Source organism: Xanthomonas sp. 10-10 (assembly GCF_040182365.1).
GTDB classification, from domain to species: Bacteria; Pseudomonadota; Gammaproteobacteria; order Xanthomonadales; family Xanthomonadaceae; genus Xanthomonas; species Xanthomonas arboricola_F.
Genome location: NZ_CP144460.1, coordinates 1114375 through 1132528, shown reverse-complemented (window position 1 = coordinate 1132528; position 18154 = coordinate 1114375). Strand labels below are relative to the sequence as shown.

Here is an 18154-nt window from a genome sequence, read left to right as displayed (position 1 = left end):
TGCGAAGTCTGGGGGAACGATGCAGACAGACGCTGAACAGACTGTCTAATCCAGTGAGATTATCCGAATTTTAACAAGTTGCGCGTGAGGAAAGGTGTCATACCGCTGTCTTGCCACTGCAAAAGCTGCCGGATCGTGACCGATCCGGCAGAAAAGGACATGACATGGCAGCCCCGACAGCTGTCGGGTCGGACGGGCTACGCCGCCGTGGCGACGTAGCCGACGTCCATCAGTCGGCCTGGCGGCGCAGGAACGCCGGGATATCCAGGTAATCGTTGGGCAGGTCTGCAGCCGGCGGTGCGGCATTGCCGGCACTGTGGCTGCTGCCGACCGAGTCGCTGCTCGGACGGCGCAGGCCCAGGCCCATGCTGCCACCGACGGCCTTGGACACCGCGTCGCCGCTGGTGGTGTCGAAGTCGCCGAATTCCGGCTGGCCGGTGGTGGCGTTGCGCACCAGCTTGATCGGCGCGCGCTGGTCCGGACGCTGGGTCTGGCGGGCGACGGCACGGTTCAGGCCGGTGGCCACCACGGTCACGCGCACTTCGTCCTGCATGTCCGGGTCGAGCACGGTGCCGACGACCACGGTCGCGTCTTCCGAAGCGAACGCTTCGATGGTGCGGCCGATCTCGTCGAACTCGGACATGGTGAAGTCCGGGCCGGCGGTGATGTTGACCAGGATGCCGTTGGCACCGGCCAGGTTGACGTCGTCCAGCAGCGGGTTCTGGATGGCGGCTTCGGCAGCGGCCTGTGCGCGATCGTCGCCGCGAGCCGAACCGGTGCCCATCATGGCCAGGCCCATTTCCGACATCACGGTGCGCACGTCGGCGAAGTCGACGTTGATCAGGCCCGGACGCACGATCAGGTCGGCGATGCCCTGCACCGCGCCCTGCAGCACGTCGTTGGCAGCGCGGAAGGCCTGGATCATGGTGGCGTTGCGGCCGAGCACGGTGATCAGCTTTTCATTGGGAATGGTGATCAGCGAGTCGCAATGCTGGCTCAGCTCCTCGATGCCCTTCAGCGCGACCTGCATGCGGCGACGGCCTTCGAACGGGAACGGCTTGGTGACCACGGCCACGGTCAGGATGCCCATTTCCTTGGCAAGCTGCGCAACGACCGGTGCAGCACCGGTGCCGGTGCCGCCGCCCATGCCGGCGGTGATGAACACCATGTCCGCGCCCTGCAGCGCGTCCATGATGCGCTCGCGATCTTCCAGTGCCGCCTGGCGGCCGACTTCCGGATTGGCGCCGGCGCCCAGGCCCTTGGTGACGTTGGTGCCGAGCTGCAGCTGCAACTTGGCGCCGCAGTTCTTGATCGCCTGCGAGTCGGTGTTGGCGGTGATGAATTCCACGCCATCGACGTTGGTGTTGACCATGTGCGCGACCGCGTTGCCTCCGCCGCCGCCTACGCCAACAACCTTGATGACCGCGTTGGGAGCCATCTTTTCGATCAGTTCAAAATGTGCCATGTCAGTGTCCTCTTGAGCCGGGATTGGGGAGTGGGGAGTGGGGATTCGCAAAAGCGAGGGTCCCTGCCCACTCCGCATCACGGCGAGTGTTGTTGTTTGAAAGTCGGGATTCGTGTGCCTGGGCCATGGATGCGCTGTTGCGCTCCACGACTCACCGCACCTACTCCTCGACGCAATGCCTGCAAAAAAGTTTACCGCCTACCCGCTCACCGCTCTCCACTTATCTTCGCCGCCGCCCTGCTTTTCTTTCGCTCTTGCCAATCCCAAATCCCGAATCCCGGCTCCTCAGAATTCGCCGCGATACCAGTTCTTCAATTTCTTGAACAAGCTGCCCGCGCGTCCGGTCGGGATCGACGGGCGACGCGGGTGTTCGATCTGGCTGCCCATCAGCAGCAGGCCTACGCCGGAGGCGTGCACCGGGTTGCCGACGACCTCACCCAGGCCGGTGACGTGCTGCGGAATGCCCACGCGCACCGGCATCTGCAGCATTTCTTCGGCCAGTTCGACCACGCCTTCCATCTTCGAGGCGCCGCCGGTGAGCACCATGCCGGCGCGCACCATTTCCTCGAAGCCGGAACGGCGCAGTTCGGCCTGCACCATCTCGAAGATTTCTTCGTAACGGCCCTGCACTGCCTGCGCGAGCGCATGCCGCGGCATGCGTCGCGGCGGGCGGTCGCCCACCGACGGCACCTGGATGCTTTCCTCAGCGGTGGCCAGCTGCGCCAGTGCGCAGGCGTAACGCACCTTGATCTGCTCGGCTTCCGGCGTGGGCGTGCGCAGCATGTGCGCGATGTCGTTGGTGACGTGGTCGCCGGCGATCGGCAGCGAAGCGGTGTGGCAGATCGCACCCTGCACGTACACCGCCAGATCGGTGGTGCCGGCGCCGATATCCACCAGCACCACGCCCAGTTCCCGCTCGTCGGCGGTCAACACCGCCACCGAGGAAGCCAGCGACGACAGCACCAGGTCGTCCACCTGCAGGCCGCACTTCTGCACGCACTTGGTGATGTTGGCCGCGGCCGACTGCGCGCACACCACCAGATGCGCGTGCACCTCCAGGCGCACGCCGGTCATGCCGACCGGATTGCGGATGCCTTCCTGCGAATCGTCCAGCACGTATTCGCGCGGGATCGCGTGCAGGATGCGCTGGTCGGCGGGAATGGCCACGGCCTTGGCAGCATCGAGCACGCGCTCAAGATCGCTCCAGGTCACTTCGCCGTCGCGGATCGGCACGATGCCGGGCGAGTTCTTGCACTGCACGTGATTGCCGGAAATGGACGCGTACACCGAGCGGATTTCGCAGCCGGCCATCAGCTCGGCTTCTTCGACCGCGCGCTGGATCGACTGTACGGTGGACTCGATATCCACCACCACGCCGCGCTTGAGACCGCGCGATTCATGCGAACCGATGCCGATCACTTCGATCGGATTGCCGGGCGAGTACTCGCCGACCAGCGCGACGACCTTGGAGGTGCCGATGTCCAGTCCAACGATGAGGGATTTGTCGCCTTTGCGATTCATGTCTTAAAGCCGGGAATAGGGAATAGCGAATGGGGAATGGTCAACAGCGGTGCACGAATACGGGGAGAATTGAGGACAAGTGCGTGAGGCGCAGCGGGCGACGCCGGCTTGGGTTTCTTCTCCATTCCCGATTCCCCACTCTCCATTCGCCGTTCGACCGTGAAGCCGTTGGTGTAGCGCAGGTCGGCGCGGGCGATCGGGCGTTGCGGGTCGGCCAGTTGCGGCAGCACGCGGGCGAAGCGTTGCAGGCGGGCGCGGGCATCGTCACGGCCGATCACGATCTGCACGCCGTTGCTCAGGCCCAGCGACCAGCTGCCGCGGGCGTCCATCTCCAGGCGATCCACATCCAGCCCGGTCGGCGCGAACAGCGCGCGCGACTCGTTGTAGAGCGCCACCACGTCCTGGGTCTTGCTGTCCGGGCCGCCGAGTTGCGGCAGCTTGAAATCCTTCAACAACGGCGGGGTGCGGAACAGCCGGCCCTGCTCGGACAGCATGCGGTCGGTACCCCAGCGCGCGAACGGCTTGTGCTCGGTCACGCGTACTTCCAGCACGTCCGGCCAACGCTTGCGCACCTGCGCGCTTTCCACCCACGGCAGCCGCGCGATGGCGTCTTGTGCGTTCTGCAACTTCACTGCGAAAAAGCCCGAGCGCGCATACGGCAACACCACCGCGCGCAATTCTTCGGCCGGCACCCGCTTGAAATCGCCGGACACCCGCAACTTCGCCAACGGCCATCGCTCCGCACCCACCCACCCGTTGAGCACGGCCACCACCGGCAACGCGACCAGCGCCACCGCGATCAACCAGGCCAGGATGCGCAGGGTGGCGTTCAATGGTGTGCTCCGCACACGGGATTCGGCATTGGGGATTGGGGATTCGCAACGGCGCGCGCTGCGCTCGCGGGATTGGAAATTCGGGATTGGGGATTCGCCACAGCAACGGCAACGGCAATGGCAACGGCGCGCATGGCGTCGCTGTTGGCCAATCCCCAATCCCGAATCCCCAATCCCGGCTTCACAGCGTCTGCTCCAGCACGCGCCAAACCAGTTCTTCGAAATCGATGCCGAGCTGGCGGGCGGCCTTGGGCACCAGCGAGTGGCTGGTCATGCCGGGAGCGGTGTTCACTTCCAGCAGGTAGAGCTGGCCGCTGTTGCGATCGCGCATGACGTCCACGCGGCCCCAGCCGCGGCAGCCGGCAGCACGGAAGGCGTCGAGGGCGAGCTGGCGGATCTGCGCTTCGGCCTCGCCGTCCAGCCCCGGGCACAGATACTGGGTGTCGTCGGCCAGGTACTTGGCGTTGTAGTCGTACCACTGGCCCTTGGGCACGATGCGGATCGACGGCAGCGCAGTCTCGCCCAGAATGGCCACGGTCAGCTCGTCGCCTTCGATCAGTTGTTCCATCAACAGTGCGCCGTCGTAGCGCGCGGCCAGCAGCACGGCTTCTTCGAGCTGCGCCTGATCGAACACGCGGCTGACGCCGACGCTGGAGCCTTCGTTGGCCGGCTTGACGATCACCGGCAACCCGATCTGCCGTGCAGCGGCGTGAATCTGGTCTGCGCTGGCGCCGGCAGCCAGACGCGCGTAACGCGGCGTCGACAGACCCAGCGACAACCACACCTGCTTGGTGCGGATCTTGTCCATGCTCAACGCCGAGCCAAGCACGTCCGAGCCGGTATACGGGACGCCGAAGGCTTCCATCAGGCCCTGCACGATGCCGTCTTCGCCGCCGCCGTTATGGCCGTGCAACACGTTGAACACGCGATCGAAGCGCTGCGCGACCAGCGCCTGCGCCAATGCGGGAATGCCGTCGACCGGCTGCGCATCGACCCCACGCGCGCGCAGTGCGTCCAGCACGTTGCTGCCGGAATTCAACGACACTTCGCGCTCGGACGAGGTGCCGCCAAGCAGCACTGCGACGCGTCCAAACGCGGCCGGATCGTTGCTGCGTGCAGCGGCGATCGGCGCGCTCATGCCTGCTCTCCGACAAAACCGTGATTGATGATGTGCTGGGCGACGTACCCGATATCGCCGGCGCCCATCATCAACAACAGGTCGCCGTCCTGCAGCACGTCCGGCAGCACTTCGGCCAGGCCGGCGATCTGGCCGACCACCACCGGCTCGCTGCGGCCGCGCGCACGGATGGCACGCGCCAGTGCGCGCGAATCGGCGCCGGGAATCGGCGCTTCGCCGGCCGGGTAGACCTCACTCAACACCAATGCATCGACAGTGCTCAGCACGGCGGCGAAGGCATCGAACTGATCGCGGGTACGGCTGTAACGGTGCGGCTGGAAGGCCACCACCAGACGCTTGTCCGGCCAGCCGCCGCGGGCGGCAGCGAACACCGCTTCCAGCTCGCGCGGATGGTGGCCGTAGTCGTCGACCACGCGCACACGCGCGCCGTTGCTGGTGGTGACTTCGCCCAGGTCGTTGAAACGGCGACCGATGCCGGCGAAGTTTTCCAGCGCGCGCGCAATGGTCTGCGGCTCCACGCCGAGCTGCCAGCCGATCGCGGCGGCAGCCAGTGCGTTGAGCACGTTGTGCCGGCCCGGCAAGGCCAACGTCACCGGGGTGGTAGTGCCTTCGGGCAGGCGCAGCGTAAAGCGCATCCGCGGGCCGTCCTGCACCACGTCTTCGGCGCGCACGTCGGCGTTTTCGCTCATGCCGTAGCTCATCACGTGGCGCGGCGTCTTGCCGGCCAGTGCAGCCACTTCCGGGTCGTCGATGCACAGCAGGGCCAGCCCGTAGAACGGCAGGCGCTGCAGAAATTCGGCAAAGGCGGCCTGCACGCGGGCGAAGTCGTTGCCGTAGTTTTCCAGGTGATCCGAATCGATGTTGGTGATCACCGCCATCAGCGGATTCAGGCGCAGGAAGCTGCCGTCGCTCTCGTCGGCCTCGGCCACCAGCCACTGGCCGCCGCCGAGCTTGGCGTTGGCGCCGGCGGCCAGCAACTGCCCGCCGATAACGAAGGTCGGGTCCAGCCCACCTTCGCTCAACACGGCCGCAGCCAGGCTGGTGGTGGTGGTCTTGCCGTGCGTGCCGGCCACCGCGATGCCGCGACGGAAGCGCATCAGCTCGGCCAGCATCGCCGCACGCGGCATGATCGGAATGCGCTGGCTGCGCGCTTCCATCAGCTCGGGGTTGTCTTCGCGGATCGCGCTGGACACCACCACGCAATCGGTGCCGAGCACATTGGCCGCCGAATGCCCGCGCATCACGCGCGCACCGAGCTTGGCCAGGCGGCGCGTGGCCGCATTGTCGGCGTTGTCCGAACCGGAGACCTCATAGCCCAGCGTCAGCATGACCTCGGCAATGCCGCTCATGCCGGTGCCGCCGATGCCGACGAAATGCACGCGCGGAAACGCGCGCACCAGATCGCCGCTGTCCTGCAGACGGCGGATCACGCGGCACCTCCGGCGGAGGTGCGAATCGGGAATCGGGAGTCGGGAATCGTGTAAAGCCAGGCACCGACGGCGTTGAGCGCCTGATCGGTACGCTTGTTTTCTTGCATCACTGTGTGTTCCTGCAGTTGTTTCGAGCTCTGCCCATTCCCCATTCCCGATTCACCACTCCCGGCCTCTTGAAGAATGATGTCGGCGATACGCTCGGCAGCATCCGGCTTGGCCAGGGTGTGGGCGGCTTGCGCCATCGACAGGCGGCGTGCCGGGTCGGCAAGCAAGGTCTGCAAGACCTGCTGCAGGCGCACGGCCAACGTGTCGTCCTGCTTGAGCAGCACGGCGGCGTCGGCGCCAACCAGGTATTCGGCATTGCGGGTCTGGTGATCGTCGACGGCGGCGGCGAAGGGCACCAGCACGCTGCCGATACCGGCGGCGCACAGCTCCGCCAGCGTCGAGGCACCGGCGCGGCACACCACCAGGTCGGCCCAGGCGTAGGCGGCGGCCATGTCGGCAATGAACGGTTCGACGCTGGCATTCACCCCGGCCTGCGCATAGGAAGCCTCGGCTTCGCCGCGCAGCTTCTCGCCGCACTGATGGCGCAGCTCGACATCCGGATGCCCGAGCGCCGCCAGTGCCGCGGGCACTGCCTGATTCAAGACGCGTGCGCCCTGGCTGCCGCCAAGCACCAGGACGCGCACCGGCCCACCACGCCCGACCAGGCGTGCGGCCGGTGCAGGAAGCGCGGCGATTTCCGCGCGCACCGGGTTACCCACCGCTTCCTCGCCAGCGAAGCTGCCTGGAAAACCGGTCAGCACACGCCGAGCAAAACGCGACAGCACCTTGTTGGTCATGCCGGGCGCGCGATTTTGTTCGTGGACGAGCAACGGCACGCCGAGCAGGCGTGCAGCCAGGCCGCCGGGGCCTGCCGCAAAGCCGCCAAAGCTGATCACCGCGCGCGGCTGCCGCTTGCGCAATACGAAGCCGGCAGCGCGCACGGCGCGCATCACCCGCACCGGTGCACCAAGCAACTTGATGACACCCTTGCCACGCAGACCGCTGATGGCCAGCGTGTCGATCTGGAGATCGTGCTGCGGCACCAGCCGCGTTTCCATCGCACCGTCGGCGCCCAGCCAGGTCACCGGCACGCCGCGCGCGCGCAGCACCTTGGCCACGGCCAGGCCCGGGAAAATATGCCCACCGGTGCCGCCAGCCAGGATCATCACGGGGCGGCTGCCCGCAGATGGCGTGGCCGAGGTTTGCGAGGGAGCCGCCTGCACGCTCATGCGATTCTCCCGAAGGTCGGTTCCACACGCGGCTGCATCCTGCTGGTGCCGCGCAGGATGGCCGATGCTGGCGCCACCGAAGGCGGCGCAGCTGGCGTCGCTGCCACCGGTGCCGGTGCTGCAGCGGTCTCGCGCTGCGGCTTGCGCCCCGCCGCATACGCCGGCGGTACGGATTCGACCACCGGCTCGGCCGGCTCCGACGCTGCGGTGCCCGCACCCTGCGGCGACAACTTGCTGCGCAGGCGCTCGGCGCGATCCATCTCGTAGGACACGCGCAGCAGCAGGCCCATGGCCATGCAGGTCATCAGCACCGACGAACCGCCGGAGGAAATCAGCGGCAGGGTCAGGCCCTTGGTCGGCAGAATCCCCAGGTTCACGCCGATCGACACGAAGCTCTGCATCGCCACCCACAGCCCGATACCGAAGGCCACGTAGCCGGAGAAGTGACGCTTCATTTCCACGCAGCGCATGCCCACCCAGAACGCACGGCCGACCAGCAGCGCGTAAAGGCACACGACACCGCAGACGCCGATGAAGCCCAGCTCTTCGGCGATCACCGAGAAAATGAAGTCGGTATGCGCTTCCGGCAGGTAGTTGAGCTTCTGCACCGACGCACCCAGGCCCACCCCGATCCACTCGCCACGGCCGATGGCCATGAGCGCATTGGACAGCTGGTACCCCGAGCCAAGCTGATCGACCCACGGGTCCATGAAGGAGGTCACGCGCCGCATGCGATACGGCTCGAAGATCACCAGCGCCACCAGCGCCGGCAGCAGCAGCAGGATCGGCAGGATGATGCGTCCGATCGGGGCGCCACCGAGCACCAGCATGCAGGCAGTGACACTCAACAGCAGCATCGACGAGCCGAAGTCCGGCTGCAGCAACAGCAGCGCCACCAGAAAGCCGACCACGAACACCGGCTTGAGCATCGCCTGCCAGGTCGCATTGACCTCGTCGCGAAAGCGCACCAGGTAACTGGCCAGCCAGATGATGTAGAGCACCTTGACCGCTTCGACGACCTGGAACCGCGACACGCCCAGGTTGATCCAGCGCCTGGCGCCATTGACGGTGCTGCCCAGGCCAGGCACGAACACCACGATGAGCAGCAGGAAGCAGGCCAGCAGCAGCATCTGGTTGTGCTGCTCGATGGTCTTGAGCTCGGTGCGCATCGCCCAGAACGCCAGCCCGATGCCGACACCCAGGAACAGCAGGTGGCGGGTCAGGTAATAAAAAGGGCTGGCTTCCAGCTCGATCGAACTGGACGCCACCATCACCACGCCCAACGAGGCGAGCGTGACCGCCGCGCCGAGCAGCCACGGGTCGTAACGGCCGCCGATGGCGTCCAGTCGTGTGGCCTGGCGGGACATGTCGTTCATCAGCGCACCTTCAACGTGGCAAGGCCGATCAGCACCAGCACCACCGAAATGATCCAGAAGCGCACGATCACGCGCGGCTCCGGCCAACCCTTGAGTTCGAAGTGGTGATGGATCGGCGCCATGCGGAACACGCGCTTGCCGGTGAGCTTGAAGCTGGCGACCTGGATCATCACCGACAGCGTCTCGATCACGAACACGCCGCCCATGATCACCAGCACCAGCTCCTGGCGCACGATCACCGCGATGGTGCCCAGCACCGCACCCAGCGACAGCGCGCCGATGTCGCCCATGAACACCATGGCCGGATAGGTGTTGAACCACAGAAAGCCCAAGCCTGCCCCGGCGATCGCCGAGCAGATGATGATCAGCTCGCCGGCGCCCGGAATCAGCGGGATTTTCAGGTATTCGGCAAACACCACGTTGCCCGAGGCATAGGCGAACACGCCCAGTGCGCAGGCCACCAGCACGGTGGGCATGATCGCCAGGCCGTCCAGGCCGTCGGTGAGGTTCACCGCGTTGGAGAAACCGACGATCCAGAAGTAGGCGATCACCACGAAGCTCACGCCGGCCAGTGGAAGCGCGATCGACTTGAACATCGGGATGTAGAACGTGATCGCCGCCGGTACGTCGGCGGTGTAGTACAGGAACAGACCGGCGGCCAGGCCGAAGATCGACTGCAGCAGATACTTCCAGCGCGACTTCAAGCCGTTGGGATCGCGGCGCACGATCTTGATCCAGTCGTCGTACCAGCCGATCGCGCCGAAACAGAGCATCACCGCCAGCACCAGCCACACGTAGCGATTGCGCAGGTCGCCCCACAGCAGCACCGACAAGGTCACCGTCAGCAGGATCAGCGAGCCGCCCATGGTCGGCGTACCGGCCTTGGAAAAATGCGTCTGCGGGCCGTCCTGGCGGATCGGCTGGCCGCCCTTGAACTGGGCCAGCTTGCGGATCACCGCAGGGCCCATCCACAACGACAGGAACAACGACGTCAGCGCCGCCAGGATGCCGCGGAAGGTCAGATAGTTGAACAGCCCGAACAGGCTCTCCAGTTGCTGCAGCCAACGCGCCAACTCAAGCAGCATGGGATGCGCCCTCCGCCGGTGCGAGCAGCGCGGTGACGATGCGGTCCATGGCGCTGCCGCGGGAGCCTTTTACCAGCAGCGTGGGCGGGGTGTGCGCCGTGGTGGCGGCAGTCTGCGCCGCCGCACCGGTGTGTTCGTACATCGAAGAAGATTCCTGCGTTGGAGTCTGCGAAACGGCGAGCTGCGCCAGATCCGCCTGCAAGGCCGCGATCAACGCGGCATGGGTGGCGAACACGCGGCCGCCCTCGCCGAATGCCTGCGCGGCGGCGGCACTGAGTTCGCCCAGCGCATACAGGCGCTGCAGCTTGGCCGCGCGTGCGCGACGGCCGGCAGCGGCATGCAGGGCCGCGCCTTCCGGGCCGAGTTCGCGCATGTCGCCGAGCACCAGCCAGCCATCACCCGGCGCGGCGGCCAATGCATCGATGGCCGCATCCAGCGAGCCGGGGTTGGCGTTGTAGCTGTCGTCGATCAGCACCGCGCCATCGGGCAGGCGATGGGCGATCTGCCGGCCGGCTATCGCGCGCGCCTTGGCCAGGCCAGCGGCAATGATCTGCAGTGCGATCCCGGCGCCCAGTGCCAATCCGGTGGCAGCCAGTGCATTGAGGACGTTGTGGCGACCCGGCAATGGCAGCACAACCTGCGCCTCGCCCTGCGGTGTCACCAACGTGAACTGTGCGCCATCGGCCTGCAGTCGCAGCTGACGGGCACGGATGTCGGCGCTGGCCTGCAAGCCGTAGCGCAACACGCGACGGCCCGGCACCGGCTGCGCATGCAGTTGCTGCTCGAACCAGGCGCCGAACGCATCGTCGGCATTGATCACCGCCACGCCATAGGACGGCAGCGCGGTGTAGATCGCGCCCTTGGTCTGCGCGACGCCGAGCAGGCTGCCCAGACGCTCCAGATGCGCCGGCGCGATGTTGTTGACCAGCGCAACATGCGGCCGCGCGATGTCGGTGAGGTAGGCGATGTCGCCCGGCTTGCCGGCACCCATTTCATAGATCGCGACATCCGCGTCGTCGGGCGCTGCGATCACCGCCAGCGGCAAGCCGATTTCGTTGTTGCGGTTGCCCGGGGTGGCGTAGACGGTCGTGCCGTCGACCCGCCCTGCTTCGGTCAGGATGGCCAGCAGCAGCGCCTTGACGCTGGTCTTGCCGTTGGAACCGGTCAAGGCGATCACGCGGGTGGCGCGATCGCGCTGCATGCCGGCGGCAATGCGCGCCAGCGCCAGCTCGGTGTTGTGCACCAGCACCTGCGGCACGCCCAACGTCGGCAACAGGCGGTCCACCAGCAAACCGCTGGCGCCTTGTGCGAGCGCATCGGCAGCGAAGTCGTGCCCATCGAAACGCTCGCCGCGCAGCGCCACATACAGGCTGCCGTGGGACAACGTGCGCGTATCGTTGCCGACCGCATCGATCATGGCATCGTCGCCGTGCAGCTCGCCGCCGGCCCAATGCGCAATCAACGACAACGGGGTGAGCTTCATGCGCGCACTCCCAGCACGGTGCGCGGCAGCAGGGCCTGCGCCGCTACTGCTGCATCGTCGAAGGCGTGCTGCACGCCGGCCACTTCCTGGTACGCCTCGTGGCCCTTGCCGGCGATCAGCACGATATCCGACGCGCTGGCCATGGCGATGGCCTGATGGATCGCCGCGGCGCGGTCGCGCTGCACGATGGCAGCATCCGGGCGCGCAAAGCCGCGCACGATATCGGCAACGATGACATCACCATCTTCGCCGCGCGGGTTGTCGTCGGTGACGATCGCCACATCGGCATTGAGTTCGGCGATGGCGGCCATCTGCGGGCGCTTGCCGGTGTCGCGTTCGCCACCGCAACCGAACACGCAGATCAGCCGGTCCTGCGCGTGCGAGCGCAGGCTGGTCAGCGCCTGTTCCAGCGCGTCGGGCGTGTGTGCGTAGTCGACCACCACCAGCGGTGCGCCATGCGCGCCGCCGAGACGATTCATGCGGCCGTGGATGGGCTGCAGCTGCCCCAGCACCTGGGCGATCTGCACCGGCGCATAGCCCAGCGCGTGCAAGGCACCGGCCACCGCCAGCAGGTTGTCCACGTTGAAGCGGCCCAGCAAGGGCGAATGCACGGCGTGCACGCTGGCATCGATCCGCAGCGCGAAGCTGATGCCGTTGTGATCCAGCTGCAGTGCATCGGCGCGCACCGTGGCGCCACCCTGCCCGCGCGAACTCAGACCGATCTCGCGCAGCGCAGGATCGAGCGAGGCCAACAGCGTGCGGCCGAACGCATCGTCCAGATTCACCACCGCAGCCTGCAACCCGGCACGCGTGAACAGCCTGGCCTTGGCCGCGCCGTACTGCGCCATGTCGCCGTGGTAATCGAGATGATCGCGGGTGAGATTGGTGAACACCGCCACGTCGAAATGCACCGCATCCACGCGGCCCTGATCGAGTGCGTGCGAGCTCACTTCCATCGCTGCGGCCTGCGCGCCTTCGTCGCGCAATTGCGCCAGCAATGCATGCGTGGGCAGCACCAGCGGCGTGGTGAACCCGGTCGGTACGGTCGCGCCGTACAGACCCACGCCCAGCGTGCCGAGCGTGCCGGTGGGCGTACCGAGCAGGGTCAGCGCCTGCGCCAGCAGCTGCACGGTAGAGGTCTTGCCGTTGGTACCGGTAACGCCCACCATCCGCAACGTGCGCGACGGATGACCATGGAACTGGTCGGCCATGCTGCCGAGCCGCGCACGCAGGCCGGGCACGGCGATGGCGTCGGCCGGTGCCGGCAACGCGTCCGGTGCGGGCGGCTCGAACAGCACCGCCACCGCGCCATTGGCGCGCGCCTGCTCGACAAAGCCAAGCCCGTGCGCGCCGAAGCCGGCGATCGCCACGAATGCATCGCCCGGGCGCACCGCACGGCTGTCCATCACCAGGCCGGACACCTGCACATCGCGCGCAAGCGTCAGTTCCGGCAACAGCTGCGACAGCGGCATGCTGCGGCTCACTGACGGCTCTCCTGCAACGGGGCAGGCTGCGCAGGCGCAGGCGCAGGCGGCGGCGCGATCGCGGTCGGAATGCCGGCCGACACTTCGTCCACCGGATCCGGCACCAACGCCGGATCCAGATCGGCCGGCTGCGGCTTGACGATCGGTTGACCGGTCTTGCCGGCGGCCTGCGCGGCCAGCCACGACTGGATATCGTCCGGCGGCACGTCCATCAACCGCAGCGCGCCTTCCATCACCTTGTGGAACACCGGCGCCGACACCAGGCCGCCGTAATACACCTTGCCCTGCGGATCGTTGATGACGATGACGGTGGCAAAGCGCGGCCGCGTGGCCGGCACCAGACCGGCGAACAGCGCGTTGTAATGCCCGCGCTCGTAGCCGTTGGCGCCGTTCTTGCGCGCGGTACCGGTCTTGCCGGCCACGTGATAGCCCAGGATCGCCGCGCCCTTGGCGCCGCCCTGGGTGACCACGGTTTCCATCATGTCGATGACCTGGCGCGCCACCTCGGGGGTGACCACCTGACGGGTCTCGTTGTGCTGGCCGCGCACGAAGGTCGGCGGGGTCAGCTTGCCGCCGTTGCCCAGCGTGGCGTAGGCCTGCGCGATCTGCAGCGGCGTCACCGACAGGCCGTAGCCGTAGGACATGGTGGTCTTGGACGGGCCGCTCCAGCGCGCCGGCTGCAGCACCACGCCGGCCGATTCGCCGGGAAACCCGCTGTGCGGCGCAGCGCCGTAGCCGAAGTTGCGGATCGACTGATAGAAGGTCTGGTCCGGCACCTTGGCCGCGATCTTGGCCGCACCGATGTTGGAGCTGCGCGTGATCACGCCGGTGACGTTGAGGACGCCGTTGTTGCGCGGCACATCGCGGATGGTGAAGCGCCCCACCGACATATAGCCGGGGTTGGTATCGATGACGGTGTCCTTGGTCACCACACCGGCGGTCAGCGCGGTGGCCACGGTCAGCGGCTTCATCGTCGAGCCCGGCTCGACCAGATCGGTGACGGCGCGATTGCGTCGTGCCGACGGATTGATGCCGGTGACCGAATTGGGGTTGTAGGTCGGCAGGTTGACCATCGCCAGCACTTCGCCGGTGGCCACGTCCATCACCACCATCGACCCGCCGGCAGCATTGTTTTCAACCAGCGCGTTGCGCAGTTCCTTGTAGGCCAGAAACTGGATGCGGCGGTCGATGCTCAGCGTCAGGTCCTTGCCCGGTTGCGCCGGACGCACCAGGTCCACGCTCTCCACGATCGCGCCGCGCGCATCGCGCACCACTTTCTTGGAGCCGGGCTTGCCGCGCAGCCATTCGTCGAAGGCCAGCTCCAGCCCTTCCTGGCCGCGGTCGTCGATATTGGTGAAGCCCAGCACATGGGCCATCGCCTCGCCTTGCGGATAGAAACGACGGAACTCGCGCTGCGAGAACACACCCGGGATCTTCAACGCCACGATCGCATGTGCCTTGTCCGGGTTGATCCGGCGCTGCAGGTACATGAATTCCTTGCCGGCCTTTTGCGCCAGCCTGGCGTTCAACTCGTCCAGCGGCTGCCCGAGCGCCTTGGCCAACTCGGCAATGCGGTCGGGGTTGCGCAGCAGTTCCTGCGGATTGACCCAGATCGACTCCACCGGCGTGGACACTGCCAGCGGCTCGCCATTGCGGTCGGTGATCATGCCGCGCGAGGTGGCGATCGGCAGTTCGCGCAGATAACGTGCTTCGCCCTGGCGCTGGTAGAAATCGCGGTTGACCAGCTGCACGAATGCCGCGCGGCCGATCAGCGTCACCGAGCACAGGCCCAGCGCGATGCCGACCAGCGTCAGGCGGCCACGCAGGTTGAAGTTGCTGCGGGGGCGGTTGCGGCCGGCTTTCATGGCGCACCTCCATGTGCGCCACCCTGCGGGCGGCTACGCCGTGCAAAACGGCTGTCCTGCCGTTTTGTCATGGGCGCAACACCTCCATGTGCGCCACCCTGCGGGCGGCTGCGCCGCGCAAAACGGCTGTCCTGCCGCTGCGTCATGGGCGCACCACCACGATGTCGTTGGTCTCCGGGAACTTCATCCCGATGCGCGCACGCGCGACCTGATCGACCCGATTGCTTTCGGCCCAGGTGGCCTGCTCCAGCTGCAGCCGGCCGAACTCGATATTCAACTCGTCGCGCGTGTGCTCGAGCTTGGACAACTGCACGAACAACTTGCGATGCATGTGGCGCATGTACACCACCCCGATCGCCGAGGCGATGCTGCAGGCAAGCAGCACGATGAGCAGCAGGCGGCTCATACGCCGTCTCCGTTCGGAGACGCCGGGAATCGGGATTCGGGATTCGGGAATCGGGAAGCAGCGGCGCTGTTGCCTGTGCCCATTCCCGACTCCCCATTCCCCATTCCCAGCTTCTCAGCCACCCGCAACACCGCGCTGCGGGCGCGGGGGTTGACGTTCAACTCGGCATCGTCGGCCTTGATGGCGCCGCTGATCAGCTGCAGCGTCGGTACGAACGGCTGCGCTTCGGGCAGGCGGCGGTTACTCGGCGGGGCCTTGGCGTAGCGGGCCATGAACTGCTTGACGATGCGGTCTTCCAGCGAATGGAAGCTGATCACCGCCAGGCGGCCGCCCGGCTTGAGCGCGCTCAGGGCAGCGTCCAGGCCGGCTTCCAGATCGTCCAGTTCGCGATTGATGTAGATGCGGATCGCCTGAAAGCTGCGCGTGGCCGGATGGGTCTTGCTGTCGCCACGCGGCATCACCGAGGCGATCAGCTCGGCCAGCTGCGCGGTGCGCAGCAACGGCTGCTCGGCGCGGCGTGCCACGATGGCGCGTGCGATACGGCGGCTCTGGCGCTCTTCGCCATAGGTCCACAGCACATCGGCGATCTCGCGGTCGCTGGCATGCGCCAGCCACTGCGCCGCGCTCTGGCCGCTGTCCGGGTCCATGCGCATGTCCAGCGGGCCGTCCTTGCCGAAGCTGAAACCGCGACCGGCCACGTCCAGCTGCGGCGAGGACACGCCCAGATCCAGCAGAATGCCGTCGACGCTCGCAGTGGCGACCACCTGGCCGAGCCCGGCGAAACTGCCGCGATGGATGGACACGCGCGCATCGCCACCGAACGTCTGTTCGGCCACCGCGATCGCTTCAGGGTCCTTGTCCATCACCAGCAGTCGACCTCCCGGGCCGAGGTGTTGCAGCACGCCGCGTGCGTGTCCGCCACGCCCGAACGTGCCATCGAGATAGGTTCCGCCTTCGGTCACCTGCAGGCCATCCAGAACCTGCGTGTACAGCACCGGCACATGGGCCGCCGGCGGCTGCGACACCGGGTGACCGGGCTGCGCTTCACCGCGCATCCGGGCACCCCGGCTCACAACCTGAGATCGAGCAATTCATCGCCCAGATCCCCGTCAGACAATGTCTGCTGGATCAGTGCGCGATGTGCCTGCTCGCTCCAGAGTTCGAATTTGTCGCCCATGCCCAGCAGCACGGCCTTCTTCTCGATGCCGACCGCGTTGCGGTGGCTGGCCGGAATGCTCAGACGGCCATTGGCGTCCAGCTCCAGCACGGCGGACGAACCCACCAGTTTTTGCTGCAGCGTGCGGACCACGCGCTGGGTGTTGGGCTTGGACATCACATCGTCGCGCACCCGCTCCCACTCCTTCTCCGCATACAGCCACAGGCATCCGGCTTCGAACGGGTTGTAGGTGAGCACAAGGCGGTTGGCACTCACGCGCGCGACCAGGTCGCGATACGCGGTTGGTACCGCCATGCGCCCCTTGTCGTCCACTGTGATGGCAGTCTCGCCCTGAAACACCGAATGCAACCTCGAATACCCGCTGGGGGATCATTGAACCACGAAAAACCACAAAACACCTGGTTTTCCCTCCGATGCCCACCTTAGCAGCGCGCCAAAGGTTGTCAACAGTTTTCAAGATCACAAATCGCCAGTCGCATCAATGAGTTGCAGCACTCTTTAGAGACTTGTTCAAAGCTTATCCACAAGTTGCTGTTTCGTCTCAGATTTTGAGATTGAACGAAAATTCAGGGCCGTGAAGGCCATGTAAACCCGACCCCCGTCTCACTTCACGCTGCGCCAGCTGCACCCAGCTACTGCGCAAACGGGCGACAATCGCGGGCATGTGCCTGGTCGCTCTTGCCTGGAAAACCCACCCGCGCTGGCGCCTGCTGCTGGCCGGCAACCGCGATGAATTCCACGAACGCCCCACCGCCCCGCTCGCGCAGTGGGCGGCGCCTGCCGATACCGTGCTGGCCGGTCGCGACCTGCGCTCGGGCGGGAGTTGGGTCGGACTGGGCAGCGACGGCCGTGTGGCCGTGGTTACCAACGTGCGCGACCCGCTGGCCAGCATGTCCGGGCGCTCGCGCGGGCATCTGATTGCGGACTATCTGTCCGGCAGCCTGGACGCGGCCGGCTACGCCCACGACCTGGCAGGCGCCGGGCACGAGTTCCCGCCGTTCAATCTGTTGCTGTGCGACGCAGACCGCTGCGAACACCTGAGCAACCACCCGCCACTGGCGCGCCAGCTGAAGCCGGGCATCCACGGCATGTCCAACGGCCCGCTGGACATGCCGTGGCCAAAGACGCGTGCATTGACCGGCGCCCTGCACGACTGGTGTGCCCACGGCGACGACGACCCGCAACCCCTGTGGGACGCGCTGGGCAACCCCGCCACCGCGCCTGACCACACCCTCCCGAGCACGGGTGTGGATCTGTCAACCGAACGCCTGCTCTCGGCCGCCTTCATTGCCGGCCCCAGCTACGGCACCCGCGCCAGCACCATCGTGGCGGTGGACCATCACGGTGGCGGCTTCATCCACGAGCGCCGCTTCGGCCCGGATGGCATCTTCCAGGGCGAAACACGGCTGGACATCGCTGGCACGCGCTGACACCCCAAATTCATGCGCATCAAGAGGGTACGAAATGCTCGCCCCCATCCGCCCTTCGGGCACCTTCCCCCGCAAGCGGTGGAAGGAAGTGGATCAGGTAGCCCGCAAGCACCCCAGCCAACCACCTATCTGCAAGCCCCCTTGAGTCAAGGGGGCGCGGCGACAGCCGCGGGGTTGTGGCATG

At 66.7% G+C, this 18154-nt stretch carries 15 protein-coding genes; 1 reads left to right on the top strand and 14 read right to left on the bottom strand.

Annotated elements, in window-relative coordinates:
• Positions 1–229: 229 nt before the first annotated feature.
• The 14 genes from ftsZ to mraZ form a co-directional block, all read right to left on the bottom strand.
• A complete protein-coding gene (gene ftsZ, locus VZ068_RS04705) occupies positions 230–1465 on the bottom strand; it encodes a cell division protein FtsZ (RefSeq protein WP_259154542.1) in 1236 nt (411 codons plus the stop codon).
• A 285-nt stretch (positions 1466–1750) separates the two neighbouring features.
• Entirely contained in the window at positions 1751–2986 is a 1236-nt protein-coding gene (gene ftsA, locus VZ068_RS04700; protein WP_003485272.1) for a cell division protein FtsA, read from the bottom strand.
• Complete coding sequence (locus VZ068_RS04695) at positions 2983–3819, bottom strand: cell division protein FtsQ/DivIB (protein ID WP_349657049.1); 837 nt, start codon at positions 3817–3819, stop codon at positions 2983–2985. Before VZ068_RS04695 ends, ftsA begins: the two co-directional genes overlap by 4 nt.
• Positions 3820–4000: 181 nt before the next feature.
• Positions 4001–4957 (bottom strand): D-alanine--D-alanine ligase, encoded by a 957-nt coding sequence (locus tag VZ068_RS04690; protein WP_259154621.1) that lies wholly within the window; start codon positions 4955–4957, stop codon positions 4001–4003.
• Positions 4954–6387, bottom strand: a complete 1434-nt coding sequence (gene murC / locus VZ068_RS04685; RefSeq protein ID WP_046962612.1) for a UDP-N-acetylmuramate--L-alanine ligase — start codon at positions 6385–6387, stop codon at positions 4954–4956. Before murC ends, VZ068_RS04690 begins: the two co-directional genes overlap by 4 nt.
• Positions 6384–7664, bottom strand: a complete 1281-nt coding sequence (gene murG / locus VZ068_RS04680; RefSeq protein WP_349657048.1) for an undecaprenyldiphospho-muramoylpentapeptide beta-N-acetylglucosaminyltransferase — start codon at positions 7662–7664, stop codon at positions 6384–6386. Before murG ends, murC begins: the two co-directional genes overlap by 4 nt.
• On the bottom strand, positions 7661–9040 hold the full coding sequence (gene ftsW, locus VZ068_RS04675; protein ID WP_349657047.1) for a putative lipid II flippase FtsW: 1380 nt from the start codon (positions 9038–9040) through the stop codon (positions 7661–7663). Before ftsW ends, murG begins: the two co-directional genes overlap by 4 nt.
• Entirely contained in the window at positions 9040–10125 is a 1086-nt protein-coding gene (gene mraY, locus VZ068_RS04670) for a phospho-N-acetylmuramoyl-pentapeptide-transferase (protein ID WP_259154630.1), read from the bottom strand. Before mraY ends, ftsW begins: the two co-directional genes overlap by 1 nt.
• On the bottom strand, positions 10115–11608 hold the full coding sequence (murF, locus tag VZ068_RS04665; protein ID WP_349657046.1) for a UDP-N-acetylmuramoyl-tripeptide--D-alanyl-D-alanine ligase: 1494 nt from the start codon (positions 11606–11608) through the stop codon (positions 10115–10117). Before murF ends, mraY begins: the two co-directional genes overlap by 11 nt.
• Positions 11605–13080, bottom strand: a complete 1476-nt coding sequence (locus VZ068_RS04660) for a UDP-N-acetylmuramoyl-L-alanyl-D-glutamate--2,6-diaminopimelate ligase (RefSeq protein WP_349657652.1) — start codon at positions 13078–13080, stop codon at positions 11605–11607. Before VZ068_RS04660 ends, murF begins: the two co-directional genes overlap by 4 nt.
• Positions 13081–13088: 8 nt before the next feature.
• Positions 13089–14957, bottom strand: a complete 1869-nt coding sequence (locus tag VZ068_RS04655; protein WP_349657045.1) for a penicillin-binding protein 2 — start codon at positions 14955–14957, stop codon at positions 13089–13091.
• Positions 14958–15099: 142 nt separating this feature from the next.
• A complete protein-coding gene (ftsL, locus tag VZ068_RS04650; RefSeq protein WP_005991913.1) occupies positions 15100–15363 on the bottom strand; it encodes a cell division protein FtsL in 264 nt (87 codons plus the stop codon).
• Entirely contained in the window at positions 15360–16418 is a 1059-nt protein-coding gene (gene rsmH / locus VZ068_RS04645) for a 16S rRNA (cytosine(1402)-N(4))-methyltransferase RsmH (RefSeq protein WP_349657651.1), read from the bottom strand. Before rsmH ends, ftsL begins: the two co-directional genes overlap by 4 nt.
• A 14-nt stretch (positions 16419–16432) precedes the next feature.
• Positions 16433–16888: a division/cell wall cluster transcriptional repressor MraZ gene (gene mraZ / locus VZ068_RS04640; RefSeq protein ID WP_259154633.1), complete on the bottom strand. Its 456-nt coding sequence runs from the start codon at positions 16886–16888 to the stop codon at positions 16433–16435.
• Positions 16889–17202: 314 nt separating this feature from the next.
• On the opposite strand from mraZ, the gene VZ068_RS04635 reads away from it, so the two are divergent.
• Positions 17203–17970 carry an NRDE family protein gene (locus tag VZ068_RS04635; protein ID WP_349657044.1) on the top strand — a complete coding sequence of 256 codons (768 nt, stop codon included), beginning with the start codon at positions 17203–17205 and terminating at the stop codon, positions 17968–17970.
• Positions 17971–18154: the final 184 nt, after the last annotated feature.

Bases quoted from the DNA above. Each gene is read 5' to 3' on its own strand.
- ftsZ (WP_259154542.1), bottom strand. From the start codon at position 1,465: ATGGCACATTTTGAACTGATCGAAAAGATGGCTCCCAACGCGGTCATC.
- ftsA (WP_003485272.1), bottom strand. From the start codon at position 2,986: ATGAATCGCAAAGGCGACAAATCCCTCATCGTTGGACTGGACATCGGC.
- VZ068_RS04690 (WP_259154621.1), bottom strand. From the start codon at position 4,957: ATGAGCGCGCCGATCGCCGCTGCACGCAGCAACGATCCGGCCGCGTTT.
- murG (WP_349657048.1), bottom strand. From the start codon at position 7,664: ATGAGCGTGCAGGCGGCTCCCTCGCAAACCTCGGCCACGCCATCTGCG.
- ftsW (WP_349657047.1), bottom strand. From the start codon at position 9,040: ATGAACGACATGTCCCGCCAGGCCACACGACTGGACGCCATCGGCGGC.
- mraY (WP_259154630.1), bottom strand. From the start codon at position 10,125: ATGCTGCTTGAGTTGGCGCGTTGGCTGCAGCAACTGGAGAGCCTGTTC.
- murF (WP_349657046.1), bottom strand. From the start codon at position 11,608: ATGAAGCTCACCCCGTTGTCGTTGATTGCGCATTGGGCCGGCGGCGAG.
- VZ068_RS04660 (WP_349657652.1), bottom strand. From the start codon at position 13,080: ATGCCGCTGTCGCAGCTGTTGCCGGAACTGACGCTTGCGCGCGATGTG.
- VZ068_RS04655 (WP_349657045.1), bottom strand. From the start codon at position 14,957: ATGAAAGCCGGCCGCAACCGCCCCCGCAGCAACTTCAACCTGCGTGGC.
- ftsL (WP_005991913.1), bottom strand. From the start codon at position 15,363: ATGAGCCGCCTGCTGCTCATCGTGCTGCTTGCCTGCAGCATCGCCTCG.
- rsmH (WP_349657651.1), bottom strand. From the start codon at position 16,418: ATGCGCGGTGAAGCGCAGCCCGGTCACCCGGTGTCGCAGCCGCCGGCG.
- VZ068_RS04635 (WP_349657044.1), top strand. From the start codon at position 17,203: ATGTGCCTGGTCGCTCTTGCCTGGAAAACCCACCCGCGCTGGCGCCTG.